Raw genomic sequence first — 25326 nt, 5'->3', positions numbered from 1 at the left:
TTGCTCCTAACGAATTGCGGAAGTCTGTGTCGTCGCGCCCGATGACCGAAGGCGTCAGTCGTGCATGTGCAGGGGCTTGCCGGCCAGGGCCAGGTGGGCCTCGCCGAGCGCCTCGTTCTGCGTCGGGTGGGCGTGGATGAGCTGGGCGACCTCGGCGGGCAGCGCCTCCCAGTTGTAGATGAGCTGGGCCTCGCCGACCTGCTCGCCCATGCGGTCGCCCACCATGTGCACGCCGACCACGGCGCCGTCCTTGACCTGGACCAGCTTGATCTCGCCCGCGGTCTTCAGGATGCGGCTCTTGCCGTTGCCGCCGAGCGGGAACTTGATGGAGACGACCTTGTCCGCGCCGTACACCTCCTTGGCCTTGGCCTCGGTGATGCCGACGGAGGCGACCTCGGGGTGGCAGTACGTCACCCGGGGGACGCCGTCGTAGTCGATCGGGACGACCTTCAGACCGGCCAGCCGCTCCGCCACCAGGATGCCCTCGGCGAAGCCGACGTGCGCGAGCTGGAGCGTGGGGACCAGGTCGCCGACGGCGGAGATGGTCGGCACGTTGGTCCGCATGTACTCGTCGACCAGGACGTAACCGCGGTCCATGGCGACCCCGGCCTCCTCGTAGCCCAGGCCCTGCGAGACCGGGCCGCGGCCGACGGCGACGAGGAGGATCTCCGCCTCGAACTCCTTGCCGTCGGCGAGGGTGACCTTGACACCGTCCTGGGTGTACTCGGCCTTCTGGAAGAAGGTGCCCAGGTTGAACTTGATGCCGCGCTTGCGGAAGGCGCGCTCCAGCAGCTTGGAGCTGTTCTCGTCCTCCACCGGCACCAGGTGCTTCATGCCCTCGATGACGGTGACGTCGGTGCCGAAGGACTTCCACGCGGAGGCGAACTCGACGCCGATGACACCGCCGCCCAGGACGATCGCGGACTTCGGCACGCGGTCCAGGGTGAGAGCGTGGTCGGAGGAGAGGATGCGGTTGCCGTCGATCTCCAGACCGGGCAGCGACTTCGGCACCGAGCCGGTCGCCAGCAGGACGTGGCGGCCCTGGACGCGCTGGCCGTTCACGTCGACCGAGGTGGGCGAGGACAGCTTGCCCTCACCCTCGATGTACGTCACCTTGCGGGAGGCGATCAGACCCTGCAGGCCCTTGTAGAGCCCGGAGATCACATCGTCCTTGTACTTGTGGACCGCCGCGATGTCGATGCCCTCGAAGGTGGCCTTGACACCGAACTGCTCGCTCTCGCGGGCCTGGTCGGCGATCTCACCGGCGTGCAGCAGCGCCTTGGTGGGGATGCAGCCGTTGTGCAGGCAGGTGCCGCCGACCTTGCCCTTCTCGATCAGGGCGACGTCCAGACCAAGCTGCGCCCCGCGCAGGGCCGCGGCGTAACCACCGCTACCACCGCCGAGGATCACTAGGTCGAAAACGGTGCTGGCGTCGTTCGCCACGTCACGTCCTCCATGCATGTGCGCCGTACGCCGGTCTTCGCTGACCGGCAGGCGGCTGGTGTCCGGCCGCTCGTTCTTCGGCCCTTAGGTGGGGCCCTGTCCTGCCGAGCCCCATCTTCGCACCTGCGGACCCCCGACGAGACGCCGGGCCGGTGTGTGAGACGCAGCACGTTCCCGCCCCCCGGGGCCTTCAGGGGCGCGGGGCTGTGTCCGATCCGCGGCTCCGCCGCGTGGGCGCGACGAGCCACAGCGGACCCGCACTCGCCCGATCACCCGCACCCCCGGCCCCTCGGGCGTCCTAGCCGAGATCACCCGCGGCCGTCAACTCGGCCAGCCGCACCAGCGTCCGCACCGCCGTCCCCGTGCCGCCCTTCGGCGTGTACCCGAACGGCCCGCTCTCGTTGAACGCCGGCCCCGCGATGTCCAGGTGCGCCCAGGCGATGCCCTCGCCCACGAACTCCCGCAGGAACAGGCCGGCCACCAGCCCGCCGCCCATCCGCTCGCCCATGTTGGCGATGTCGGCGACCGGGGAGTCCATGCCCTTGCGCAGGTGCTCCGGCAGCGGCATCGGCCAGGCCGGCTCGCCGACCTCCTCGGCCGCCTCGTGCACCGCGGTGCGGAACGCGTCGTCGTTGGCCATGATCCCGAACGTCCGGCTGCCCAGCGCCAGCATCATCGCGCCGGTCAGCGTGGCCACGTCCACGATCGCGTCCGGCTGCTCCTGCGAGGCCGCCCACAGCGCGTCGGCGAGGACGAGACGGCCCTCGGCGTCGGTGTTGAGGACCTCCACCGTCTTGCCGCTGTACATGCGCAGCACATCACCCGGACGGGTGGCGGAACCGGAGGGCATGTTCTCGGCCAGCGCCAGCCAGCCGGTGACGTTGACCTCCAGGCCGAGCCGCGCGGCGGCGACCACCGCGGCGAACACGGCGGCGGCGCCGGCCATGTCGCACTTCATCGTCTCGTTGTGCCCGGCGGGCTTGAGCGAGATGCCGCCCGAGTCGTAGGTGATGCCCTTGCCGACGAAGGCCAGGGACTTCTTCGCCTTGGACGAGGTGTACGACAGCTTCACCAGCCGCGGCCCGGACGCCGAACCGGCGCCGACGCCGAGGATGCCGCCGTAGCCGCCCTTGGTGAGCGCCTTCTCGTCGAGCACCTGCACCTTGATGCCGTGCTCCTTGGCGGCGGCCTGCGCGATCGCCGCGAACGCCTCGGGGTCGAGGTCGTTCGGCGGGGTGTTGACCAGGTCGCGGGCCCGGTTCAGCTCCTCGGCGACGGCCACGGCACGCTCGACCGCGGCCTTGTACGCCTTGTCGCGGGGCTTGCCGCCGAGCAGCACGGCCTCGGCCAGCGGCGCCTTGCCGTTCCTGGCCTTGGCGTCCTTGCCGGTCTCCTTGTAGGCGTCGAAGACGTACGCGCCCAGCAGCACGCCCTCGCCCACGGCACCGGCGTCGGCGGCGTCGGCCAGCGGCAGCGCGAACCCGGCCTTCTTGGCCCCGGTCAGCACGCGGGCGGCGGCACCGGCGGCCTTGCGCAGCGCCTCGCCGTCGTACCCGGCGTCCTTCTCGGGCGCGGTGCCCAGGCCCACCGCCACCACGAGCGGCGCCTTGAAACCGGCCGGGGCCGGCAGCTTCGTCACCTCGCCCTCGGCACCGGACGCGCCGAGGGTCTCCAGGACGCCGGCCAGCCCGCCGTCGTACGCCTTGTCCACGGCCTCGGCGCCGGGCGCGAGGACCAGGCCGTCCTTGGCGCGGGACGCGGTGCCCTTGGCGACCCCGATCACGATCGCGTCGGCCCGCAGGCCGGGCGCCGCGGAGGTGCTGAGAGTGAGAGCAGTCACGGTGGTGAAATCTCGCTTCCGTATGAATTCCGGTGAAGTGCCGGTTGTGTTCCGGTGAAGTGCCGGTGTGTGGCCGAATGCGGTGGGTCGACCGGGCCCGACAACCGACCCTAGATCCCTCCTGCGATGCGGTCTCCACCTGGGCGGGCGAAAGCCCGGCACGAGCCTACGCTCGCCGGGCCCCGTCCCTCATGCCCGCGCACGGGGACCGGCCGGTCAGCCGAGGGCGAGGACCACCAGCGCCGCCGTGGCCGCCGTCTCCGCGAGTCCGCCGAAGACATCGCCGGTGACGCCGCCGAGACGGCGCCGGCAGTGCCGGAGCAGCAGTTCGGCGCCGGCCAGGGCGCAGAGCACGGCCAGGGCGGCACGGGCGGCGGCGGACGGGCCGAGGAGCGCGCCCGCCGCCGCGGCGAGCGCGGTGACGGCGGCGGCGACGGCCAGTGCCGCCCGGACCGGGACGGTCCCGGCGACCGCCGCGCCGAGCCCCTCCGGGCGGGCGGCCGGCACACCGGTGCGGGCGGCGAGAGTGAGCGCGAGGCGGGCGGCGGCGGCCGACACCACGGCGGCCACCGCGCCCCGGGCCCAGGAGTCCTCGTACGCCCGGGCCAGCGCGGCCACCTGGGCGAGCAGCACCAGCACGAGGGCGAGCACGCCGAACGGCCCGATGTCCGACTGCTTCATGATCCGCAGCGCGTCCCCGGCCGGCTTGCCGCTGCCCAGGCCGTCCGCGGTGTCGGCCAGCCCGTCCAGGTGCAGCCCCCGGGTGAGCACCGCCGGTACGGCGACGGTGGCGACGGCGGCGAGCAGCGGGCCCGCGCCGAGCAGCAGCGGCGCCCCGACGACCGCGGCGCAGGCGCCGACGGCCAGCCCGGCGAGCGGCGCGCACACCATGCCAGCGCGGGCGGCCGCCCGGTCCCAGCGGGTCACCCGGACGGGGAACACGGTGAGCGTGCCGAACGCGAAACGGAGACCGTCGGAAACAGACCTGAACACCGGCGCAGACTACCCGCCGGCCGTTTCCCGGACGGCGCCGCCTACGCCCCCTCGCCGGAGCCGGCCGGCTGCTCCGCGCCCTCGGCGGCCTCGGCGTTCTCCGGGTTCTCCGGGTCCTCCGGGCGGGCCGGGAGGTCCGCCGCCAGGGACGCCGCCGCCTGGACCAGGGGGAGGGCGAGCAGACCGCCGGTGCCCTCGCCGACGCGTACGCCCTGGGCGAGCAGGGGCTCCAGGGCCATCCGGTCCAGGGCCTTGGCCTGGCCGGGCTCCCCGCTGTCGTGGGCCGCGAGCCACCAGTCCGGGGCGCGGAACGCGATCCGCTGGCCGACCAGCGCGCAGGCGGCCGTCACCACCCCGTCCAGGATCACCGGCATCTTCCGCACCGCGCTCTGCAGCAGGAAGCCGGTCATCGCCGTGAGGTCGGCGCCGCCCACCGTCGCCAGCAGCCGGAGCTGGTCGCCGAGGACCGGACGGGCCCGGCGCAGCGCGTCCCGGATCGCCGCGCACTTGCGCATCCAGGCCAGGTCGTCGATGGCCAGCCCGCCGCGCCCGGTGACCACCGACGCGTCGGTCCCGCACAGCGCCGCCACCAGCACGCCCGCCGCCGTGGTGCCGCCGACGCTCACATCGCCGAGGACCACCAGGTCGGTGCCGGAGTCGGCCTCCTCGTCGGCGACCGCGACCCCCGCCCGGAAGGCCGCCTCGGCCTCCTCCAGGGTCAGCGCGTCCTCGACGTCGATCCGCCCGCCGCCGCGCCGCACCCGGTGCCGTACCACCTCGGCGGGGAGCGTGCCCGGGTCGCAGTCCAGCGCCATGTCGACGACCCGCACCGGCACGCCCAGTTGCCGGGCCAGCACGGACACCGGCCGCCCGCCCTCCAGCACCGCGCGCACCAGCTCCCCGGCGCTGCCCGCCGGACGGGCCGAGACGCCCAGCTCGGCGACCTTGTGGTCACCGGCGAAGAGCACCACCCGCGGCCGTTCGACCGGCCGCACCGGCACGGCGGCCTGGGCCGCCGCCAGCCACTCACCCAGGTCGTCCAGCCGGCCCAGCGACCCGGGCGGCACGACCTGACGCTCCCGGCGCGCCTCGGCGGCGCGGCGGACCCCGCCGTCCGGGCGCTCGATCAGATCGGTGAAGTCGTCGAGATTCAGCGAGCTCATTCGCCGAACAGTACCGGCCGTCGCCGGACCCGGCCGAGGACCCGTCCCGGCCGCCCCCGAGCGCCGTCGTTGCACCCACCACCGGTATCCCATACGTTCCGTTTTGACAGGGAATGTCGTACGTCCGTCCGGGAGCCGTCCATGACCGCACCGCCGTCCTCCGCCGTCCCGCCGGCCGCGCCCCCGCCCCCACCGCCGCACGCCCCGCACCGCGAGGACTGCCCCTGGTGCGGCTCCCGCAGGCTGCGCTCCTCGCCGCGCCGCGGACCCGTGCCCGGCCGGCCGGCCCTGGTGGTCTGCCGGGACTGCCGCCACGCCTTCCGCAACCCGCCGCCCAGCCCCGGCCTGCAACGCCCCGAGGGCCGCCCCGTCCGGTTCCGGCACCGGCTGGCGGTCCGCGCGGTGCTGCGGCACTGCGGCGAGCCCGAGAGCTGGCTCGACGTGGGCACCGGCGACGCCGAACTGCCGCGCACGGCCCGCCGGTTCCTGCCGTACACCGCCTTCGACGGCCTCGACCTCACCCACCGCGTGCTGCGCGCCCGCGCCGCCGGACACGTCGAGGAGGCGTACGTCGGCCGGCTGACGGACCCGCACATCACCGCCCGGCTGCGCGCCCGCTACGACGTGGTCAGCCTGCTGCACCTGGACCGCAGCCCCGATCCGCGCGCCGAACTCCGCGCCGCCCTGCACGTCCTGCGCCCCGGCGGCCACCTGCTCGTCGACACCGCCGACCCCCGCGCCCTGCTCCTCACCGCGCCCACGGCCCGCCCCGCCACCCGCCTGCGCACCGAACTCACCGCCGCCGGCTGCACCCTCCTCACCACCCCCACCGGCCACCGCGTCCTCGCTCGCCGCTAGCCCCGCAGCACCAGCGCCTGGCCCGCCACCACCAGCAGGACGTGTTCGCACTCCGCGGCGAACGCCGCGTTGAGGCGGCCGAGTTCGTCGCGGTAGCGGCGGCCCGAGGCGGTGGCCGGGACGATGCCCGAGCCGACCTCGTTGGAGACGGCGACCACCGTGCGCCGGGTGGCGCGCACCGCGTCGGTCAGCTCCCGGGTGCGCCGCCGCAGCGCCCGCTCCCCGCCGCCCGCCCACTCGGCGTCGTCCCACGCCCCGACCGCGTCCATCGCGTCCGTCAGCCACAGCGACAGGCAGTCGATCAGCAGCGGCGGCCCGTCCGCGGCCAGCAGCGGTACGAGGTCGCAGGTCTCCGCCGTCCGCCAGGACCCGGGGCGCCGCTCCCGGTGCGCCGAGACCCGCGCCGCCCACTCGCCGTCCCCGCCCCGGGTGCCGCCGGTCGCCACGTACAGCACGTCGGGAAAGGACTCCAGCCGCCGTTCCGCCTCCACCGACTTGCCCGACCGGGCCCCGCCCAGCACCAGCGTCCGGCGCGGTACGTCGGGCACGTCCTCGTACGAGCCGACGGTCAGCCTCGTGCCGTCCGGCACCGCCCGCGCGCCCGCCGCCGCGAGCCGCCGCCGCAGCTCGGGGCCGGGCGGCACGTCGTGGTCGAGGTGGACGGCGACGACGTCGGTGGTCGGGCCCGCCGCGCCCACCGCCCGCAGCTTCGCCAGCGCGTCCGGCCGGCCCACGAGGTCCGCGAGGACCAGGTCGTAGGCGCCGGCGGGCTCCTTCGTTCCGGCCGGCGCCCCGCCCGGCGGCAGGTACAGCAGCCGTTCCCCGTCCGGGCCGGTCACCGCGTACCCGGTGCCCGGCGCGTCCAGCGCCACCGCCCGCACCCGGTGCCCGGTCAGCAGCGCCAGTTCCCGCCCGTCCGGCACCCGCCCGGGGTGCGGCAGCCCGGCCGGCACCTCCACCGCGGGCCCGTCGTGCGGGTGCGAGAGCAGCACCTGCCCCACGCCGCCCAGCGAGTGCCCGGCCCGCGCGGCGGCGAACGCCACCCCCGGTGTCAGGTCGAGCAGCAGCGCCCCGTCGACGAGCAGCGCCGTCGCGGCACGCGCGTCGGTTCCCTGGGCGGCGGCACAGGCCGCGCAGGGGCAGTCGGGGCGGGGGAGTCCCGCGGGGGCACCGGTGCCGAGCAGAGTCACGTCCACGCCCCGATTTTCGCCGGTCACCGCGGGACCTGCGCGTCCGAGGTCCTTCCAGGAGCGGGAGCCGCCCTGTGGGGTACCGGTCCCAGCACATAGGCTGCGACCGGGAGCCGGACCAAGATCCGGCTTCCGCTCCGCAGGGGCTCACATCTTGGAGGCGTACATGGCGGCATGGACGTGGCGGTTCGAGACGGCCGACGGGACGGAGGTGCAGCCCGCGGTGCAGCCCGAGGAGTTCACGACGCAAGGGGACGCCGAGTCGTGGATCGGGGAGCACTGGAAGGACCTGAAGGAGGGCGGCACGGACCAGGTACGGCTGTTCGAGGACGCCACCGAGATCTACGGCCCGATGAGCCTGCACGCCGAGGACGCCTGACGGCCCGCCCCCGGGACGGTCACCCCCTGGCCGCCCCGGGGGTCCCGCCGCGTCACCCGGCCCGGCCCGCCCACCGGTCCGGTGGCACCGCGGCCGTCACTGCTCGCCCAGGGTCACCTCGACGGTCCGCTCGTCGCCGTCCCGGGTGAACGTCACCTTCGTCCGCTCGCCCGGCTTCCGGGCCGCCAGTGCCTCGGTGAGCGAGGTGATCGTGGTGACCTCGCTGCCGCCCACCCGGGTGATGACGTCCCCCTCCCGCAGCCCGGCGCCGGCCGCCGCGCCGCCCTCGCGCACCTCCACGACGGCCACCCCGGCGGCCCGGTAGTCGCCGTCGACGACCGTGCGGCCGGTGATGCCCAGCGCGGCCCGGCCCGAGTCGGTCACCTTCCCGTCCCGGACGATCTGCCCGGCGACCGTGCGCACCATCGACGCCGGGATCGCGAACCCGATGCCGGGCGCCGCGCTGTCCCCGAGGCCCGGGTCGGTCGCGGCGAGCGTCGGGATGCCGATCACCCGCCCGTCCAGGTCGACCAGGGCCCCGCCGCTGTTGCCCGGGTTGATGGCCGCCGAGGTCTGCACCATGTCCCCGATCGTGGCGCCCGTACCGCCCCCGGAACTGCCCTCGGTGACGGTCCGGCCGGTCGCCGAGACGATGCCCTGCGTCACGCTGGACGACAGCCCCAGCGGCGAGCCCATCGCCAGCACGATCTGCCCGACCCGGACCTTGGCGGAGTCCCCGAACCGCGCCGCCTCGACGCCGTCCGGCACCCGGTCCAGCTTGACCACGGCGAGATCCTGCTCGGGGTAGGAGTACACCAGCGTGGCGCGCAGCGGGTCCTCGCTGTGGGCGGTGGTCACCCGGAAGGTCCGCTCGTCCCCGACGACGTGCGCGTTGGTGACGATGTGCCCCCGGTCGTCGAAGACCACCCCGGAGCCCAGGTCGTCGCGGCCCTGGATCTGCACCACCGAGGGCAGCACGTCGTCGATGACCCTCAGGTAGTCGCTCTGCAGGTCGGCCGCGGCGCGCGGCACGGCCGCCGCCCGGGCCGCGGTCCCCTCCGCCCGCTCACCGGCGGCGCCGGGGCCGGTGCAGCCGGCGGCCAGCAGGACGGGGCAGAGCAGACCGGCGGCGCGGGCGAGCCGGGCGGCGGCACGGCGGCGGGAGAGGTCCATGCCCGCAGTCTGGCCAGGCGGCGCCCCCGCGGCGCGCGGTGAGCACCCGAACGGGCGCCCCGCTCAGCCCCGTACGCCGCACAGGTGCAGCAGGGCGGCGATGCCGCGGTACGGGTCCGTGCGCCCCGCGCGCTCCTCCACCGCCAGCAGCGTCTCCATGTCGGCGGGCAGCGCCGCGCCCTCGGGGGCGGTGTCCGTGAAGATCCCCACGCCGTACCAGGTGTGCAGCGGGGCGCCGATCCCCGCGAGGGTCGCGGTCAGCGCCGCCCGCCGGTCCGCGCGGACGTCCGAGCCCGACCGGTTGCGGTAGGCGGTGGTCTCGAAGGCGGCGAGCGCGCCGGCCCAGTCGCCGTACAGGCCCGGCCGCATCGCGAGCGCGTCGCCGTTGCGGACCACCAGCGACAGCAGCCCGCCCTGGGCGAGCATCCGCGCCAGCCCCGCCAGGACGGGGTCGGGCTCCGCGACGTACATCAGCACACCGTGGCAGAGCACCACGTCGAAGCTGCCCGGCCGGAAGTGCACGCCGGTGTCCCGGCCGTCGCCCTCCATGATCCGCATCCGCTCCCGGATGCCCTCCGGCTCCCCGGCGAGCGTCCGCCGGGCGGCCTCGATCATCTCCGGGTCCCGTTCCAGGCCGGTGACCTCGTGCCCGGCCCTGGCCAGCCGCAGCGCCTGCGTGCCCCGCCCCATGCCGACGTCCAGCACCCGCAGCCGCCGCCCGACCGGGAACCGCCCGGCTATCTGCTCGTCGAGCTGCCGGGCCACCAGCTCCTGCCGTACGACATCGCGCACACCGCCCGTCCCACCGAGCCAGCGGTGTGCCGCGTCCCCGGCGGACGGCGTCCCGGTCAGGGCCGCTCCCCGCGCTTCACCCGCGGCTTGGGCAGCCGGAGCCGGCGCATCTGGAGGGAGCGCATCAGCGCGTAGGCGACCGCGCCGCGCTTGGGCTCGTCGGCGAAGCGCTCCCGCAGGGCCTTCTTCAGCCGGACGGCGGTGACGACCGAGTCGAGCACGATCAGCACGATCACGACCAGCCACAGCAGCAGCGCCACGTTCTGCAGTTGGGCCACCTGGACCATGCTCAGCACCAGGATGACCACGGCCATCGGCAGGAACCACTCCGCGATGTTGAACCGCGAGTCGACGAAGTCCCGGGCGAACTTGCGGACCGGACCCTTGTCCCGGGCCGGCAGATACCGCTCGTCGCCGCTGGCGAGCGCCTGCCGCTGCCGCTCCATCGCGGCACGGCGCTCCTCCCGCTGCCGCTTGGCGGCCTCCTTGCGCGTCATCGACGTATTCGCGACGCTGCGGCGCTGGCTCTGGGCCTGGCTGCGCTTGGGCGTCGGGCGACCCTTGGGGGCCTGCGGGTCGCGGGGCTGCTTGGAGTCGGCCGGCGTCTTGACGACGCTCACGGCCTTCTCTTCCTTGACACGGCTACGGAACACAAAACCCAAGGGTAAGCGCTTGACCCGCATGGACCACAGCCCGGCGGGGAACGATCCCGCAACGCCGGTCGTCCCTAAGGGGACAGAGGGGACGTTGCGTACACCCTGATCGTCACCTACTCCCTACGCCGGACCGGGAGCGTACGCAGTCGTCCTTGGGGATGAGCGCATCCGTCCCCGAACAGTGCGGTAATGGATGCAGGGCCCGTACTGTGGGTTCTGTCGCAGGTGCTGGAGCCGAAGTCCGTCAGAAGGGGGCGCGCGAAGCCCATGAGCGGTGTGATGAAGCGTATGGGGATGATCTTCCGCGCGAAGGCGAACAAGGCCCTTGACCGGGCCGAGGACCCGCGCGAGACCCTCGATTACTCCTACCAGAAGCAGTTGGAGCTGCTCCAGAAGGTGCGGCGCGGCGTCGCCGACGTGGCGACCAGCCGCAAGCGCCTGGAGCTCCAGCTCAACCAGCTCCAGTCGCAGTCGTCCAAGCTGGAGGACCAGGGCCGCAAGGCGCTCGCGCTGGGCCGCGAGGACCTCGCCCGCGAGGCGCTCTCGCGCCGCGCCGCCCTCCAGCAGCAGGTGACCGACCTGGAGACCCAGCACGCCACCCTCCAGGGCGAGGAGGAGAAGCTCACCCTGGCGGCCCAGCGCCTCCAGGCCAAGGTCGACGCCTTCCGCACCAAGAAGGAGACGATCAAGGCGACGTACACCGCCGCCCAGGCACAGACCCGGATCGGCGAGGCGTTCTCCGGCATCTCCGAGGAGATGGGCGACGTGGGCCTGGCGATCCAGCGGGCCGAGGACAAGACCGCCCAGCTCCAGGCGCGGGCCGGCGCCATCGACGAACTGCTCGCCTCCGGCGCCCTGGACGACCCCTCCGGGATGCACAAGGACGACATCCAGGCCGAGCTGGACCGGCTCTCCGGTGGTACGGATGTAGAGCTGGAACTGCAGCGCATGAAGGCGGAGCTGGCCGGCGGCACCAGCGGTGGCCAGCAGGCCATCGAGGGCGGCGACCAGACCCGGCAGGCGCAGCAGCAGCCGCAGGACACCCCGCGGTTCGACAAGCAGTAGCCCGCGCAGGGCGCACGCCGAGGAGGGCGACATGATCGTACGGATCATGGGGGAGGGGCAGGTGAGGCTGGCCGACAGCCACCTCACCGAGCTGGACAGGCTCGACGACGAACTCCAGGCCGAGATGGAGAACGGCGACGGCCCCGGCTTCCGCCGCACCCTCACGGCCCTGCTCGCCAAGGTCCGCGAACTGGGCACCCCGCTCCCCGACGACTCCCTGGAACCGTCGGAACTGATCCTCCCCGCCGAGGACGCGACCCTGGAGGACGTACGGGAACTCCTCAGCGACGACGGCCTGATCCCGGGCGGCACCTGACGCCCCGGCGCCCGGCCGCCCGCCCCGGGACCGGGCCATGCCGGACCCCTCTGACCGCGTACCCCCGGCCCCTGTATCCCCCGCTCCCGCCCCACCCGGCCGCATCCCCCCGGGCCGGAGGCCACCGGCACCGCCGGACGCGGCGCTACCGTGGAGCGCCGTGAGCACCCTCAGCCGCGCCCGGTGTCGACTGGCCGCCCATCCCTCGGCCCTGGACACGGCCCTCGCGGCCGGGGTCCTGGTCTGCATGGTGGCCGGCTCCTTCGTCGAACCGCACGGCCCCGACGGCGTCACCTGGGGCGTGCGCACCCCCGACCCGCTCAGCCTGGTGCTGATGACGCTCGGCGCCGCCGCCCTGGTCTTCCGCCGCCGCGCCCCGATCGCGGTGCTCGCCTGGACGGGCGCCGTCTCCGTCGTGGAGTCCGTCACCGGCGACCCCCGCGCCCCGGTCGTGATGTCCGCCGTGGTCGCCCTCTACACCGTCGCCGCCGCCACCGACCGCCCCACCACCTGGCGGGCCGGTCTGCTCAGCATGGGCGTCCTCACCGGCGCCGCCATGCTGGCCGGGCCCTTGCCCTGGTACGCGCAGGAGAACCTCGCCGTCCTCGCCTGGACCGGCATCGGCGCCACCGCCGGGGACGCCGTCCGCAGCCGCCGCGCCTTCGTGCGGGCGATCCGGGAACGCGCCGAGAAGGCCGAACGCACCCGTGAGGAGGAGGCCCGCCGCCGGGTCGCCGAGGAACGGCTGCGCATCGCCCGCGACCTGCACGACGTCGTCGCCCACCACATCGCGCTGGTCAATGTGCAGGCCGGGGTCGCCGCGCACGTCATGGACAAGCGGCCCGACCAGGCCAAGGAGGCCCTCGCGCACGTCCGCGAGGCCAGCCGCTCCGCCCTGGACGAACTGCGCGCCACCGTCGGCCTGCTCCGCCAGTCCGGCGACCCCGAGGCCCCGACCGAACCCGCCCCCGGCCTGGACCGCCTCGACGAACTCGCCGGCACCTTCCGCAACGCCGGACTCCAGGTCGAGGTCGCCCGCGCCGACCAGGGCACCACCCTGCCCACCGCCGTCGGCCTCGCCGCCTACCGGGTCGTCCAGGAAGCCCTCACCAATGTGCAGAAGCACGCCGGACCCGGCGCCAAGGCCGAGGTCAGCGTCGTCCGGGTGGGCCCGAACATAGAGATCACCGTCCTCGACGACGGCACCGGCGAGGACCCGGCCCCCGCGGCCGGCGGCGGCCACGGACTGCTCGGGATGCGCGAGCGGGTCGCCGCCGTGCGCGGCACCCTCACCACCGGCCCCCGCTACGGGGGCGGCTTCCGGGTCCATGCGATCCTGCCGGTCACCAGTGGAACGACCGCGCGGGGGAACGACGTATGACGATCCGGGTCCTGCTCGCCGACGACCAGGCCCTGCTGCGCAGCGCCTTCCGGGTCCTGGTCGACTCCGAACCCGACATGGAGGTGGTCGGCGAGGCGTCCGACGGCGCCGAGGCGGTGCGCCTGGCGAAGGAGCGGCGGGCCGACGTCGTCCTGATGGACATCCGGATGCCCGGCACCGACGGCCTCGCCGCCACCCGCATGATCAGCGCCGACCCCGCCCTCGCCCGGGTCCGGGTGGTCATCCTGACCACCTTCGAGGTCGACGACTACGTGGTGCGCTCGCTGCGCGCGGGCGCCTCCGGCTTCCTCGGCAAGGGCTCCGAACCGGAGGAACTGCTCAACGCCATCCGGGTCGCGGCCGGCGGCGAGGCGCTGCTGTCGCCGGCCGCCACCAAGGGCCTGATCGCCCGCTTCCTCGCCCAGGGCGGCACCGCCGACGAGGACCGCGACCCCGCCCGCGCCGAACGCCTGCAGTCGCTGACCGGACGGGAGCGGGAGGTGCTGGTCCAGGTCGCCGGCGGGCACTCCAACGACGAGATAGCCGAGAAGCTGGAGGTCAGCCCGCTCACCGTGAAGACGCACGTCAACCGGGCGATGGCCAAGCTGGGCGCCCGCGACCGGGCCCAGTTGGTGGTCATCGCCTACGAGTCGGGGCTGGTCCGTCCGAGGGTGGAGTGAGCGCGGCCCCCGTGTACTGCGCAGGGAGTACGCGCCCGTCCGGAAATGGACCTGGGGTCTAGGGAACGGGGCCCGGTGATGGGCCAGGGTGTGGGGTGGGCGCCCGTCATGTGCCCGTCCTCCGCTCAGGCCACAGAAGAGAGACCCTGACCCATGTCCTGGCTGTCGAGATTCAGCCTCGCGCAACGGGCCCTCATAGGGCTGATGTCGATCGTCGCGCTCGTCTTCGGGGCGATCGCGATCCCCCAGCTCAAGCAGCAGTTGCTGCCCACCATCGAACTGCCCATGGTGTCCGTGATCGCCCCCTACCAGGGGGCCTCGCCGGACGTGGTGGAGAAGCAGATCGTCGAGCCCATCGAGAACAACCTCGAAGCGGTCGACGGCCTCTCGGGCGTCACCTCCACCGCCAGCGAGGGCAACGCCGTGCTCATGGCGTCCTTCGACTACGGCCCGGACACCCAGCAGCTCGTCGCCGATGTCCAGCAGGCCGTCAACCGGGCCCGCGCCCAGTTGCCGGACGACGTCGACCCGCAGGTCGTCGCGGGCTCCACCGACGACATCCCCACCGTCGTGCTCTCCGCGTCCTCCGGCGAGGACCAGCAGGCCCTCGCCGACCGCCTCGACCGGACGGTCGTGCCCGCGCTGGAGGACATCGAGGGCGTCGCCCAGGTCACCGTCGACGGCGTCCGCGACCTCCAGGTCGCCGTCACCCCGGACGAGGCGGAGCTGGCCCGGGCCGGCGTCACCCCCCAGACCCTCGTCCAGGCCCTGCAGACCGGCGGCGCGAGCGTCCCGGCGGGCTCCTTCGACGAGGGCGGCGCCAACCGCACCGTCCAGGTCGGCGGCGCCTTCACCTCCGTACGGCAGATCGAGGACCTGATGGTCACCGGCGAGGGCGTGAAGAAGCCGGTCCGGCTCGGCGACCTCGCCACCGTGACGGAGAAGGAGGCCCGGGCCGACTCCCTGACCCGCACCAACGGCAAGCCCAGCCTCGCCGTCGCCGTCACCATGGACCACGACGGCAGCGCGGTCGCCATCTCCGAAGCGGTCGAGGACAAGCTGCCCGGCCTGCGCGAGGACCTCGGCTCCGGCGCGACCCTCACCGTCGTCAGCGACCAGGGCCCGGCGGTGTCCAAGGCCATCGAGGGCCTGACCACCGAGGGCGCCCTCGGCCTGCTCTTCGCGGTCGTCGTCATCCTGGTCTTCCTGGCCTCGGTCCGCTCCACCCTGGTCACCGCCGTCTCCATCCCGCTGTCGGTGGTGCTGGCGCTGATCGTGCTGTGGACCCGCGACCTGTCCCTGAACATGCTCACCCTCGGCGCGCTGACCATCGCCATCGGCCGGGTCGTCGACGACTCGATCGTGGTCCTGGAGAACATCAAGCGCCACCTCGGCTACGGCGAGGAACGCCAGGAGGCCATCCTCAAGGCGGTCCGCGAGGTGGCCGGCGCGGTCACCTCCTCCACCCTCACCACCGTCGCCGTGTTCCTGCCGATCGGCCTGGTCGGCGGCATGGTCGGCGAGCTGTTCGGCTCCTTCAGCCTCACCGTGACCGCCGCGCTGATCGCCTCCCTGCTGGTGTCGCTGACGGTCGTGCCGGTCCTGTCGTACTGGTTCCTGCGCGCCCCCAAGGGCACCCCGGAGGACGCCGAGGAGGCCCGCAGGCTGGCCGAGGAGAAGGAGGCCAGGAGCAGGCTCCAGCGCCTCTACGTCCCCGTCCTGCGGTTCGCCACCCGGCGCCGCCTGACCAGCGTGGCCATCGCGGTCGTCGTCCTGGTCGGCACCTTCGGCATGGCCCCGCTGCTGAAGACCAACTTCTTCGACCAGGGCGAGCAGAAGGTCCTCAACGTCAAGCAGGAACTGGCGCCCGGCACCAGCCTGGCGGCTACCGACGCCCAGGCCAGGAAGGTCGAGAAGCTGCTCGCCGGCACCGACGGCGTCAAGGACTACCAGGTCACCGTCGGCTCCTCCGGCTGGATGGCGGCCTTCGGCGGCGGCACCGACACCAACCAGGCGTCGTACCAGGTCATGCTGGAGGACTCGGCGTCCTTCGAGGACGTCCAGGACCACATCGAGGCCGGGCTCGAAAAGCTCGACGGCATCGGCACCACCACCGTCGCCGCCGGGGACGGTTTCAGCAGCCAGGACCTCAGCGTCGTCGTCAAGGCGTCCGACCCCAAGGCGCTGCGCACGGCCGCCGAGCAGGTCCGCAAGACCGTCGCCGGCCTGGACGACGTCACCGACGTCACCAGCGACCTGGCGCAGAGCGTGCCCCGTATCTCCGTCAAGGCCAACGCCCGGGCCGCCGAGGCCGGCTTCACCGACCAGACGCTCGGCGCGGCCGTCACCCAGGCGGTACGCGGCACCACCGCCGGCAAGGCGGTCCTGGACGACACCGAGCGGGACATCGTCATCACCTCCGCGAAGCCCGCCGACACCCTCGCCGAACTCAAGGCGCTGCGCCTCGGCCCGGTCAGGCTCGGCGACATCGCCACCGTCGAGCAGGTGGACGGCCCGGTGTCGATGACCCGGATCGACGGCCAGCGCGCGGCCACCGTCACCGCCAGGCCGACCGGCGACAACACCGGCGCGGTCGGCGCCGCGCTCCAGTCGAAGATCGACGCCCTGGACCTGCCGACCGGCGCCAGCGCCGAGATCGGCGGCGTCACCGCCGACCAGGACGACGCCTTCGCCAACCTGGGCCTGGCCATGCTGGCGGCGATCGCGATCGTGTTCATGCTGCTGGTCGGCACGTTCCGCTCGCTGGCCCAGCCGCTGATCCTGCTGGTCTCCATCCCGTTCGCGGCGACCGGCGCCCTCGGCCTGCTGATCGCCACCGGCACCCCGATGGGCGTCCCGGCCATGATCGGCATGCTGATGCTGATCGGCATCGTCGTCACCAACGCGATCGTGCTGATCGACCTGATCAACCAGTACCGCGCGCAGGGCTACGGAGTGGTCGAGGCGGTCGTCGAGGGCGGCCGGCACCGGCTGCGGCCCATCCTGATGACGGCCCTGGCGACCATCTTCGCCCTGCTCCCGATGGCCCTGGGCGTCACCGGCGAGGGCGGCTTCATCGCCCAGCCGCTGGCGGTCGTGGTGATCGGCGGTCTGATCACCTCCACGCTGCTCACGCTGCTCCTGGTCCCGACGCTCTACGCGATGCTGGAACTGCGCAAGGAGCGCCGCGCGAAGAAGCGCGAGGCGAAGCGGAACGGCGGCGTCCCGCCCCAGCCGGAGCCCACGAGGGAACCGGCCGAGGTCTAGTACGTGACGAAGGCCGGGGCCCCGTCCGCCACCGAAGGGTGGTCGGACGGGGCCCCGGCCTTTTTCCACGCCCCGCACGGGCGGGTGGGCGGGAAACGAACCGCCTACGGAAGCGCCAGCATCCGCTCCAGCGCCAGCTTCGCGAACGCCTCCGTCTCCCGGTCCACCTCGATCCGGTTGACCAGCGTGCCCTCGGCCAGCGACTCCAGCGTCCACACCAGGTGCGGCAGGTCGATCCGGTTCATCGTCGAGCAGAAGCACACCGTCCGGTCCAGGAAGACGATCTCCTTGCCCTCCCCGGCGAAACGGTTCGCCAGCCGCCGTACCAGGTTCAGCTCGGTCCCGATGGCCCACTTGGACCCGGCCGGCGCCGCCTCCAGCGTCTTGATGATGTACTCCGTCGACCCCACGTAGTCGGCCGCGGCGACCACCTCGTGCCGGCACTCGGGGTGCACCAGGACGTTGACGCCCGGGACGCGCTCGCGCACGTCGTTCACCGAGTCGAGGCTGAAGCGGCCGTGCACCGAGCAGTGCCCGCGCCACAGGATCATCTTCGCGGCGCGCAGCTCGTCCGCCGTCAGCCCGCCGTTCGGCTTGTGCGGGTTGTAGACGACGCAGTCCTCCAGGGACATGCCCAGGTCCCGCACGGCGGTGTTGCGGCCGAGGTGCTGGTCGGGCAGGAACAGCACCTGCTCGCCCTGCTGGAAGGCCCACTCCAGGGCGCGCCGCGCGTTGGAGGAGGTGCAGATGGTGCCGCCGTGCTTGCCGGTGAACGCCTTGATGTCGGCGGAGGAGTTCATGTACGAGACGGGCACGACCCGCTCGGCCACGCCCGCCTCGGTCAGCACGTCCCAGCACTCGGCGACCTGCTCGGCGGTGGCCATGTCGGCCATGGAGCAGCCGGCCGCGAGGTCGGGCAGCACGACCTTCTGGTCGTCCGAGGTCAGGATGTCGGCGGACTCGGCCATGAAGTGCACACCGCAGAAGACGATGTACTCGGCCTCCGGGCGCGCGGCGGCGTCCCGGGCCAGCTTGAAGGAGTCGCCCGTGACATCGGCGAACTGGATGACCTCGTCACGCTGGTAGTGGTGACCGAGCACGAAGACCTTGTCCCCGAGCTTCTCCTTGGCCGCGCGGGCGCGGGCGACCAGGTCCGGGTCGGAGGGGGAGGGCAGATCGCCGGGGCACTCCACACCGCGCTCGCTCCTCGGGTCGGCCTCGCGGCCGAGCAGCAGCAGGGCGAGGGGCGTCGGCTGTACGTCGAGCTCCTGGGCTTGGGCGGTGGTCACGACACCTACCCTTTCTAGTTTTCGTCTAACTGACGCTATATATCATAACCGCTTCATGTCAGTTTGACGATGCCCATTGTGTCGATGTGACGTGAATCCCGATGAGGCCATGCCGGTACGCCGACGCGTGTGCGAGCATGAGAAGAGGGCGCGAAGACCCCCGCCCGCCGCGGAATGAATCCGCGGCCCCGCCGGTTGGAACCGTCGGCAAGCAGTCTCCGTACAACCCGGGAGAGATGTAGATGTCCGTATCGGACGAGACCACCACCGTCACCGACGGCATCATCCTGACCGACGCCGCCGCGGCCAAGGTCAAGGCCCTGCTCGACCAGGAAGGCCGTGACGACCTGTCGCTGCGCGTCGCCGTCCAGCCCGGCGGCTGCTCCGGCCTGCGCTACCAGCTCTTCTTCGACGAGCGTTCCCTCGACGGCGACGTCGTGAAGGACTTCGGCGGGGTCAAGGTCGTCACCGACCGCATGAGCGCCCCGTACCTGGGCGGCGCGACCGTCGACTTCGTGGACACCATCGAGAAGCAGGGCTTCACGATCGACAACCCGAACGCGACCGGCTCCTGCGCCTGCGGCGACTCCTTCAGCTAAGCCGCGGTCGCACGGACCGACGAGGGCGGCGGCCCGGGATCTCCCGGGCCGCCGCCCTCGTACGTCACCGGCCGGGCTCCGGCAGCCGCGCGCCCCGTCCGGCGAGCGGGATGCGCTCGCCGTCGGGGCCCACCACCGCCCGGTCGCCCAGCGGCTTCGCCAGGCGCACGGTCAGCTCCTGCTCCTCGGCGATCAGGACGCAGACCTTCCCCGGGTCGGAGGTCTCGGTGACGGTGACCGTCACCTCGTCGGCGCCCTCGTCCGCCGTCACGTCGTACCGGGCGCAGACCCCGCCGGTGAAGGTCACGGTCAGCTCCCGGCCGGCGGCGGTGTACCCGGTCGCCTTCACCTCGCGCTGCTCGGACGGCCGGGCGGCGGGGGAGGGCAGGTACTCCGGGTCGACGGCCGGGTGGGTCACGGTGGACCCGGCCCGCGCGCCCGGCGCCCGCGTCTGGAACAGCCAGGACGGCACCAGCACCGGCCGCCCCCGCACCGTGTGCGCGGCCAGCCCGAACTCCGCCCGCTCCACCGTCACGGTCTCCTTCCGCGCCCCGGCCGGCCCGCACCCCGTCCCCGGGCGGCCGTCGAGCGGCACCGGACTGGCGCAGCCGCCGATGCCGGCTCCCGGCGCCGCCCCCGCGTCCCCCGTGTTCATCAGGGCGAGGGTCTTCGCCGCGCTCAGAACGGGGTACGTGTCCCCCTTCACCGGCGCCTTCACCCGTCCGCTGCCGGCCACCACCTCGCCCCCGGCGCCGACCGTCACCCCGGTCGTCCAGTTGTCCGTGGGCAGCCCGCCGACCTCGGGATCGGCGTTCACCACCCGGTGCGCGCCGATCACCTGCCCGGCGTCCAGGTCGGCGTCGCCCTGCCCCACCGCCGCCAGCACCGGCGCCGCCGCCTTCTTCGCGGTGGCCTCGCCGACCGGGTCGGCGGCCGTCGGCAAGGTCGCGCAGACGGGCCCCTTGGCGCAGTCGTCGGTGCCCGGCGCGTACCGCTGGAACGACCAGGTCCCCGGCGCCTGCCGGGCCACCCGCAGGACCGGGCCCGAGCCGTCCTTGACCGCCCCCACCGTCCACGCCGTGCCGCGCGCCACCGGCGCCCCGTCCAGGCCGAGCGCCCGCGCCAGCCTCGCGACCTCCTCCTTCGTCACCTCGCCGGCCGCCCGGTACACCGGCGCCGCGTCCGGCCCGTCCGGCAGCGCGCCCCGGGCCCGGTAGGCGACGGCGCCGCCGGAGGGCGCCGGGTAGCCGTCGAGGGCGAGCGGCGGGGGAGTGCCGCCGTCGTCGCCCGGCGCCGCCGACGCCGTACCCCCGCCGGAGGCGCCGGAACCGCCGGAGCCGTCCGACGCGGTCGCCGCCAGATACGCCCCGCCGCCCCCGGCCAGCAGCACGGCCGCCGCGACCGAGGCGGTCAGCGCGCCCCGGTGCGGCCGGCGGGCCGCGCGCCCGTCACCGGCGTCCGTGCCGTCGTGGTCGGCTCGCTCGCTGTTCACCGCATCGCTCCTTCACCTGCACGGGGACGGCGATGGGACGCGACGGACGGGCATCCGGTTCCCGGCGGCGGACTCAGTCGCCGTACTCCGCCGTCGCGTCCAGCAGCTCGGCCGACGCCGGCGGCACCCGCACCCCGTGGATCAGCGACGGCGGGACCGGCCGGGCGGCGGCCCGGGCACCGGCCGGCCAGTGCGGGGCCATCCGGGCGCAGTCGCCGCGCAGCGCCGCCAGGGACTCGTCGCGGTCGGCCGGGGCGGACGGGTGGGACTCGGGGTTCGTCATGACGGCACCGTAGGCACGTCCGGGCCCGCGAAGAAAGATCTACTATCGGGTAGTTTCGGCGCCTTCAGCGGCGCGGGGCCGACCGGGTAGCGTGAGCTGTCAACCCGCTCCCTCAGGAGAGAGTCCACGCCGTGCGCATCGCAGTCACCGGCTCCATCGCCACCGACCACCTCATGACCTTCCCCGGCCGCTTCGCCGACCAGCTCGTCGCGGACCAACTGCACACGGTCTCGCTCTCCTTCCTGGTCGACAAGCTCGACGTCCGCCGGGGCGGCGTCGCCGCGAACATCGCCTTCGGCATGGGCCAGCTCGGCACCCGGCCCATCCTGGTCGGCGCGGCGGGCGCGGACTTCGACGAGTACCGCGCCTGGCTGGAGCGGCACGGCGTCGACACCGACTCCGTACGGATCTCCGAGACGCTGCACACCGCCCGTTTCGTGTGCACCACCGACGCCGACCACAACCAGATCGGCTCCTTCTACACCGGCGCCATGAGCGAGGCCCGCCTGATCGAGCTGAAGACCGTCGCCGACCGCGTCGGCGGTCTGGACCTGGTTTCCATCGGCGCCGACGACCCCGAGGCGATGCTCCGCCACACCGAGGAGTGCCGGGCCCGGAACATCCCGTTCGCCGCCGACTTCTCCCAGCAGATCGCCCGGATGAACGGCGACGAGATCCGGATCCTGCTGGACGGGGCGACGTACCTGTTCTCCAACGAGTACGAGAAGGGGCTCATCGAGTCCAAGACCGGCTGGAGCGACGAGGAGATCCTCGGCCGGGTCGGCCACCGGGTCACCACCCTCGGCGCCCGCGGGGTGCGGATCGAGCGGGCCGGCGAGGAGACCGTCGAGGTCGGCGTCCCCGACGAGGAGCGCAAGGCCGACCCGACCGGCGTCGGCGACGCCTTCCGGGCCGGGTTCCTGTCCGGGCTGGCGTGGGGCGTCTCCCTGGAGCGGGCCGCGCAGGTCGGCTGCATGCTGGCCACCCTGGTCATCGAGACGGTGGGCACCCAGGAGTACCAGTTGCGGCGGGGCCACTTCATGGAGCGCTTCACCAAGGCGTACGGGGACGCCGCCGCCGCGGAGGTGCGGACGCACCTGGGGTGAGGCCGCCGGGTACGGGTGCGCGGGGCCGGCCGCGCCCACGCGGCGGAGCCGCGGACCGCTGCCGCCCCGCGCCCGGGACGGGCGCTACCTCGTCCGGCGGACCACGTACGCCGCCCCCCGCTCCGCCGCCTCCTCGCCCACGTACTCCTGCCCCCGCATCTCGCACCACGCCGGGATGTCCAGTTGGGCCGCCTCGTCGTCGGCCAGCACCCGGACGGTGCCGCCGACCGGGACGGTGCCGATGACCTTGGCGAGTTCGATGACCGGCAGCGGGCAGAGCTTGCCCAGGGCGTCGACCACCAGCGCGTCGCCCTCGACGGCGGTGACCGGCGCGGGGGCGCCCAGCTTCTCCCGGACCCCCGCCACCGCCCCCGGCAGCACCTCCAGGAACCGGTCGACCTCGGCCGCCGCCGTCCCCGGCGGCAGCGAGACCCGTACGTTCCCCTCGCTGAGGACGCCCATCGCGCGCAGCACATGGCTGGGCGTCAGGGTGCTGCTGGTGCAGGAGGAGCCGGAGGAGACCGAGAAGCCGGCCCGGTCCAGCTCGTGCAGCAGGGTCTCCCCGTCGACATAGAGACAGGAGAAGGTGACGATCCCGGGCAGCCGCCGCTCCGGGTCGCCGACCACCTCCACATCGGGGACGAGCGCGGGGACCCGGGCCCGGATCCGGTCCGTCAGTTCCCTGAGCCGCGCCGCCTCCTGGGCGGCCTCGGCCCGCACCGCCCGCAGCGACGCCGCCGCGGCCACGATCGCCGGGATGTTCTCGAACCCGGCCGCCCGGCCCGACTCCCGCTCGTCGGCCGGCCCCCGGGCGGCGAACCGCACGCCCTTGCGCACCACCAGCAGCCCGACCCCCGACGGCCCGCCCCACTTGTGCGCGCTCCCGGTCAGCAGCGACCAGCCGCCCGGCACCGGCCCCCAGGGGAGCGACTGGGCCGCGTCCACCAGCAGCGGCACCCCCGCCGCCCGGCACGCCTCGGCCACCCGCTCGACCGGCTGTTCGGTGCCCACCTCGTGGTTGGCCGACTGCAGACAGGCCAGCGCGGTGTCCGCGCGCAGCGCCCCGGCGTACGCCGCCGGATCGACCGCGCCGGTCCGGTCCACGCCGACCCGGGTGACCGTCCCGCCCTCCGCCTCGTGCGCCTCACCCGCGTGGAGTACCGACGAGTGTTCGACGGCGGACACGATCAGATGACGCCCGACCCGCCGCCGCCCGGCCAGCGCCCCCGCGACGCCGGTGTGCACGGCGTGGGTCCCGGACGAGGTGAAGACCAGCTCGTCCGGCCGGCACCCCACCGCCTCCGCCGCCGCCTCCCGCGCCGCGTCCAGCAGCATCCGGGCCCGCCGCCCCTCCCGGTACAACCGCGAAGGATCGGCCCACCCCTCGTCCAACGAGGCCAACAGCGCCTGACGCGCCACAGGATGAAGAGGAGCGGCAGAGGCAGCATCGAAGTAGGACATACGGCAACGCTAGCCCCAGGCTCACCCGAACGCCGGAAAGGGGCGCGGGGAACTGCGCGAGCAACCACGACGAGACCCGCACCCGCCAAACCAGCGAACCACCCCCCTCACTAGGCACCCCTCCCCGCGAACCCCCGGAGGGCGTCGGCTAGGGTTTGGTCCGCATAAACATCCAAACCCCTGCCCGACGCAGGGCGGCGACCGACCAGCGAGAAGGCCGCAGCCGACCGCGCGGGCGAGACTCTCGGGAAGGCGCTACGTGAGTCCCAACGGCTCCGACCGCTCGCCGCGGCGCCCGATGCGGCGGAAGCTGCTGCAGGCACTGACCGCGGGCCTGGTCCTGGCGACCGCCACCGGTTGCACATGGGAGGACTTCCCCCGCCTTGGTATGCCCACCCCCACCACGGAAGAGGCTCCGCGGATCCTCTCCCTGTGGCAGGGATCCTGGGCTGCCGCGCTCGCCGTCGGCGTGCTGGTGTGGGGCCTGATCCTGTGGAGTGCTTTCTTCCACCGGCGCAGCCGCACCAAGGTCGAGGTTCCTCCGCAGACCCGGTACAACATGCCCATCGAGGCGCTGTACACCGTGGTTCCGCTCATCATCGTCTCGGTGCTCTTCTACTTCACCGCCCGCGACGAGTCCGAAGTGCTCAAGCTGGAGAAGAAGCCCGATGTGACGGTCAACGTCGTCGGCTTCCAGTGGAGCTGGTGCTTCAACTACGTCGAGAGTGTCGGTGGTTCCACCGGTGACGCCAAGACGGCCAAGGAACTCGACGCGATTCCGAACCGCTACAAGGACGACTTCCCGGCCGACGCCGGCGGCGTCTACGACTGCGGCACCCCGGCCACCCGGAACCCGCAGACCGACAACCCGGGCCCGACCCTGTGGCTGCCCGAGGGCAAGCGCGTGCGGTTCGTGCTGACCTCGCGTGACGTCATCCACTCCTTCTGGGTGGTGCCGTTCCTGATGAAGCAGGACGTCATCCCGGGCCACACCAACGCCTTCGAGGTGACCCCCAACAAGGAGGGCACCTTCCTGGGCAAGTGCGCCGAACTGTGCGGCGTCGACCACTCCCGGATGCTGTTCAACGTCAAGGTCGTCTCCCCGGAGCGCTACGAGCAGCACCTCAAGGACCTCGTGAAGAAGGGGCAGACCGGTTACGTGCCCGCCGGCATCGCGCAGGCCGAGCACGAGAAGAACCGGGAGTCGAACATCCTGTGAGCATCCTCAACGAACCCCAGGGTGCCGCGGCAGCAGGGTCCCACTACCAGGATGAGCTGCCGGTCCGGCGCCAGAGGCGTGGTGAGATCGTCGTCAAGTGGCTGACCACCACCGACCACAAGACGATCGGCACGCTGTATCTCGCCACGTCGTTCGCGTTCTTCTGCATCGGTGGCGTGATGGCGCTGTTCATGCGCGCCGAGCTGGCCCGGCCGGGTCTGCAGATCATGTCGAACGAGCAGTTCAACCAGGCGTTCACGATGCACGGCACGATCATGCTGCTGATGTTCGCGACGCCGCTGTTCGCCGGTTTCGCGAACTGGATCATGCCGCTGCAGATCGGCGCGCCCGACGTGGCGTTCCCGCGGCTGAACATGTTCGCCTACTGGCTGTACCTGTTCGGCTCGCTGATCGCGGTGGGCGGCTTCCTGACCCCGCAGGGCGCGGCCGACTTCGGCTGGTTCGCCTACGCGCCGCTGTCGGACGCGGTGCACTCGCCGGGCATCGGCGGCGACATGTGGATCATGGGTCTGGCCTTCTCCGGCTTCGGCACGATCCTCGGCTCGGTCAACTTCATCACCACGATCATCTGCATGCGCGCGCCCGGCATGACGATGTTCCGGATGCCGATCTTCACCTGGAACGTGCTGCTGACCGGTGTGCTGGTGCTGCTGGCCTTCC

The 25326-nt window shown here is 73.4% G+C and carries 23 protein-coding genes; 11 read left to right on the top strand and 12 right to left on the bottom strand.

From position 1 onward, the window contains the following. Positions 1 to 54: 54 nt before the first annotated feature. The 4 genes from lpdA to cobT all read right to left on the bottom strand — a co-directional run bounded on the left by lpdA (position 55) and on the right by cobT (position 5439). Complete coding sequence (gene lpdA, locus IE316_RS00115; RefSeq protein WP_190201979.1) at positions 55 to 1443, bottom strand: dihydrolipoyl dehydrogenase; 1389 nt, start codon at positions 1441 to 1443, stop codon at positions 55 to 57. Positions 1444 to 1741: 298 nt separating this feature from the next. Next, complete coding sequence (locus tag IE316_RS00110) at positions 1742 to 3283, bottom strand: leucyl aminopeptidase (protein ID WP_190201978.1); 1542 nt, start codon at positions 3281 to 3283, stop codon at positions 1742 to 1744. 216 nt (positions 3284 to 3499) lie between these two features. After that, positions 3500 to 4276 (bottom strand): adenosylcobinamide-GDP ribazoletransferase, encoded by a 777-nt coding sequence (locus IE316_RS00105; RefSeq protein WP_190201977.1) that lies wholly within the window; start codon positions 4274 to 4276, stop codon positions 3500 to 3502. 41 nt (positions 4277 to 4317) lie between these two features. Further along, positions 4318 to 5439 (bottom strand): nicotinate-nucleotide--dimethylbenzimidazole phosphoribosyltransferase, encoded by a 1122-nt coding sequence (gene cobT, locus IE316_RS00100; protein ID WP_190201976.1) that lies wholly within the window; start codon positions 5437 to 5439, stop codon positions 4318 to 4320. A 141-nt stretch (positions 5440 to 5580) separates the two neighbouring features. Here cobT and IE316_RS00095 point away from each other — a divergent pair, with 141 nt between their 5' ends. Continuing rightward, the gene (locus tag IE316_RS00095; protein WP_190201975.1) at positions 5581 to 6297 is read left to right on the top strand and encodes a methyltransferase domain-containing protein; all 717 of its coding nucleotides are present in this window, start codon (positions 5581 to 5583) and stop codon (positions 6295 to 6297) included. Here the strand turns inward: IE316_RS00095 and IE316_RS00090 are convergent. Continuing rightward, entirely contained in the window at positions 6294 to 7493 is a 1200-nt protein-coding gene (locus IE316_RS00090) for a bifunctional adenosylcobinamide kinase/adenosylcobinamide-phosphate guanylyltransferase (RefSeq protein ID WP_190201974.1), read from the bottom strand. The two genes, IE316_RS00095 and IE316_RS00090, sit on opposite strands and share 4 nt — an antisense overlap. Before the next feature lie 160 nt (positions 7494 to 7653). On the opposite strand from IE316_RS00090, the gene IE316_RS00085 reads away from it, so the two are divergent. Then, positions 7654 to 7866, top strand: coding sequence for a hypothetical protein (locus IE316_RS00085; protein WP_190201973.1), 213 nt, complete (start codon positions 7654 to 7656; stop codon positions 7864 to 7866). Positions 7867 to 7962: 96 nt separating this feature from the next. Here IE316_RS00085 and IE316_RS00080 read toward each other — a convergent pair whose 3' ends face one another. The 3 genes from IE316_RS00080 to IE316_RS00070 form a co-directional block, all read right to left on the bottom strand. Beyond that, entirely contained in the window at positions 7963 to 9039 is a 1077-nt protein-coding gene (locus IE316_RS00080; RefSeq protein ID WP_190201972.1) for a S1C family serine protease, read from the bottom strand. A 63-nt stretch (positions 9040 to 9102) separates the two neighbouring features. After that, positions 9103 to 9804, bottom strand: coding sequence for a class I SAM-dependent methyltransferase (locus tag IE316_RS00075; RefSeq protein ID WP_190202708.1), 702 nt, complete (start codon positions 9802 to 9804; stop codon positions 9103 to 9105). Between the two features lie 83 nt (positions 9805 to 9887). Continuing rightward, a complete protein-coding gene (locus IE316_RS00070; protein WP_229910129.1) occupies positions 9888 to 10484 on the bottom strand; it encodes a DUF3043 domain-containing protein in 597 nt (198 codons plus the stop codon). A 282-nt stretch (positions 10485 to 10766) separates the two neighbouring features. Here IE316_RS00070 and IE316_RS00065 point away from each other — a divergent pair, with 282 nt between their 5' ends. The 5 genes from IE316_RS00065 (at position 10767) to IE316_RS00045 (ending at position 17196) form a co-directional block, all read left to right on the top strand. After that, positions 10767 to 11552 carry a PspA/IM30 family protein gene (locus tag IE316_RS00065; protein WP_268257620.1) on the top strand — a complete coding sequence of 262 codons (786 nt, stop codon included), beginning with the start codon at positions 10767 to 10769 and terminating at the stop codon, positions 11550 to 11552. Between the two features lie 31 nt (positions 11553 to 11583). Next, positions 11584 to 11868, top strand: a complete 285-nt coding sequence (gene pspAA, locus IE316_RS00060) for a PspA-associated protein PspAA (protein WP_190201970.1) — start codon at positions 11584 to 11586, stop codon at positions 11866 to 11868. 160 nt (positions 11869 to 12028) lie between these two features. Next, on the top strand, positions 12029 to 13249 hold the full coding sequence (locus tag IE316_RS00055) for a sensor histidine kinase (protein ID WP_190201969.1): 1221 nt from the start codon (positions 12029 to 12031) through the stop codon (positions 13247 to 13249). Further along, positions 13246 to 13929 carry a response regulator gene (locus IE316_RS00050; RefSeq protein ID WP_190201968.1) on the top strand — a complete coding sequence of 228 codons (684 nt, stop codon included), beginning with the start codon at positions 13246 to 13248 and terminating at the stop codon, positions 13927 to 13929. The genes IE316_RS00055 and IE316_RS00050 overlap by 4 nt, the downstream gene beginning before the upstream one ends. 153 nt (positions 13930 to 14082) lie before the next feature. Beyond that, positions 14083 to 17196: an efflux RND transporter permease subunit gene (locus IE316_RS00045; RefSeq protein ID WP_190201967.1), complete on the top strand. Its 3114-nt coding sequence runs from the start codon at positions 14083 to 14085 to the stop codon at positions 17194 to 17196. Between the two features lie 104 nt (positions 17197 to 17300). Here IE316_RS00045 and nadA read toward each other — a convergent pair whose 3' ends face one another. After that, positions 17301 to 18485, bottom strand: a complete 1185-nt coding sequence (gene nadA, locus IE316_RS00040) for a quinolinate synthase NadA (RefSeq protein ID WP_190201966.1) — start codon at positions 18483 to 18485, stop codon at positions 17301 to 17303. 242 nt (positions 18486 to 18727) lie between these two features. Here nadA and IE316_RS00035 point away from each other — a divergent pair, with 242 nt between their 5' ends. After that, complete coding sequence (locus IE316_RS00035; protein WP_004989079.1) at positions 18728 to 19084, top strand: iron-sulfur cluster assembly accessory protein; 357 nt, start codon at positions 18728 to 18730, stop codon at positions 19082 to 19084. Positions 19085 to 19148: 64 nt separating this feature from the next. Here IE316_RS00035 and IE316_RS00030 read toward each other — a convergent pair whose 3' ends face one another. Together IE316_RS00030 and IE316_RS00025 are read right to left on the bottom strand one after the other, a co-directional pair. Next, on the bottom strand, positions 19149 to 20576 hold the full coding sequence (locus tag IE316_RS00030) for a hypothetical protein (protein ID WP_190201965.1): 1428 nt from the start codon (positions 20574 to 20576) through the stop codon (positions 19149 to 19151). A gap of 73 nt (positions 20577 to 20649) precedes the next feature. Continuing rightward, positions 20650 to 20859 carry a hypothetical protein gene (locus tag IE316_RS00025; RefSeq protein WP_190201964.1) on the bottom strand — a complete coding sequence of 70 codons (210 nt, stop codon included), beginning with the start codon at positions 20857 to 20859 and terminating at the stop codon, positions 20650 to 20652. A gap of 131 nt (positions 20860 to 20990) precedes the next feature. Between IE316_RS00025 and IE316_RS00020 the strand changes: the two genes are divergently transcribed. Next, positions 20991 to 21965 carry a carbohydrate kinase family protein gene (locus IE316_RS00020; RefSeq protein WP_190201963.1) on the top strand — a complete coding sequence of 325 codons (975 nt, stop codon included), beginning with the start codon at positions 20991 to 20993 and terminating at the stop codon, positions 21963 to 21965. A gap of 84 nt (positions 21966 to 22049) precedes the next feature. Here IE316_RS00020 and IE316_RS00015 read toward each other — a convergent pair whose 3' ends face one another. After that, a complete protein-coding gene (locus IE316_RS00015; RefSeq protein WP_190201962.1) occupies positions 22050 to 23426 on the bottom strand; it encodes a cysteine desulfurase/sulfurtransferase TusA family protein in 1377 nt (458 codons plus the stop codon). Between the two features lie 259 nt (positions 23427 to 23685). Between IE316_RS00015 and ctaC the strand changes: the two genes are divergently transcribed. Then, on the top strand, positions 23686 to 24645 hold the full coding sequence (gene ctaC, locus IE316_RS00010) for an aa3-type cytochrome oxidase subunit II (protein WP_190201961.1): 960 nt from the start codon (positions 23686 to 23688) through the stop codon (positions 24643 to 24645). Then, positions 24642 to 25326, top strand: a 685-nt coding sequence (locus tag IE316_RS00005) for a cytochrome c oxidase subunit I (RefSeq protein WP_190201960.1), incomplete at its 3' end; no start/stop codon positions are given. The genes ctaC and IE316_RS00005, both read left to right, overlap by 4 nt.

It is taken from the genome of Streptomyces fumanus (genome assembly GCF_014655295.1).
GTDB lineage: Bacteria > Actinomycetota > Actinomycetes > Streptomycetales > Streptomycetaceae > Streptomyces > Streptomyces fumanus.
Note: the sequence above shows the minus strand (reverse complement) of the source record. Positions and strands in the feature narration are given on the sequence as shown.

Bases quoted from the DNA above. Each gene is read 5' to 3' on its own strand.
- cobT (WP_190201976.1), bottom strand. From the start codon at position 5,439: ATGAGCTCGCTGAATCTCGACGACTTCACCGATCTGATCGAGCGCCCG.
- IE316_RS00095 (WP_190201975.1), top strand. From the start codon at position 5,581: ATGACCGCACCGCCGTCCTCCGCCGTCCCGCCGGCCGCGCCCCCGCCC.
- IE316_RS00085 (WP_190201973.1), top strand. From the start codon at position 7,654: ATGGCGGCATGGACGTGGCGGTTCGAGACGGCCGACGGGACGGAGGTG.
- IE316_RS00080 (WP_190201972.1), bottom strand. From the start codon at position 9,039: ATGGACCTCTCCCGCCGCCGTGCCGCCGCCCGGCTCGCCCGCGCCGCC.
- IE316_RS00065 (WP_268257620.1), top strand. From the start codon at position 10,767: ATGAAGCGTATGGGGATGATCTTCCGCGCGAAGGCGAACAAGGCCCTT.
- pspAA (WP_190201970.1), top strand. From the start codon at position 11,584: ATGATCGTACGGATCATGGGGGAGGGGCAGGTGAGGCTGGCCGACAGC.
- IE316_RS00050 (WP_190201968.1), top strand. From the start codon at position 13,246: ATGACGATCCGGGTCCTGCTCGCCGACGACCAGGCCCTGCTGCGCAGC.
- IE316_RS00045 (WP_190201967.1), top strand. From the start codon at position 14,083: ATGTCCTGGCTGTCGAGATTCAGCCTCGCGCAACGGGCCCTCATAGGG.
- IE316_RS00035 (WP_004989079.1), top strand. From the start codon at position 18,728: ATGTCCGTATCGGACGAGACCACCACCGTCACCGACGGCATCATCCTG.
- IE316_RS00025 (WP_190201964.1), bottom strand. From the start codon at position 20,859: ATGACGAACCCCGAGTCCCACCCGTCCGCCCCGGCCGACCGCGACGAG.
- IE316_RS00015 (WP_190201962.1), bottom strand. From the start codon at position 23,426: ATGTCCTACTTCGATGCTGCCTCTGCCGCTCCTCTTCATCCTGTGGCG.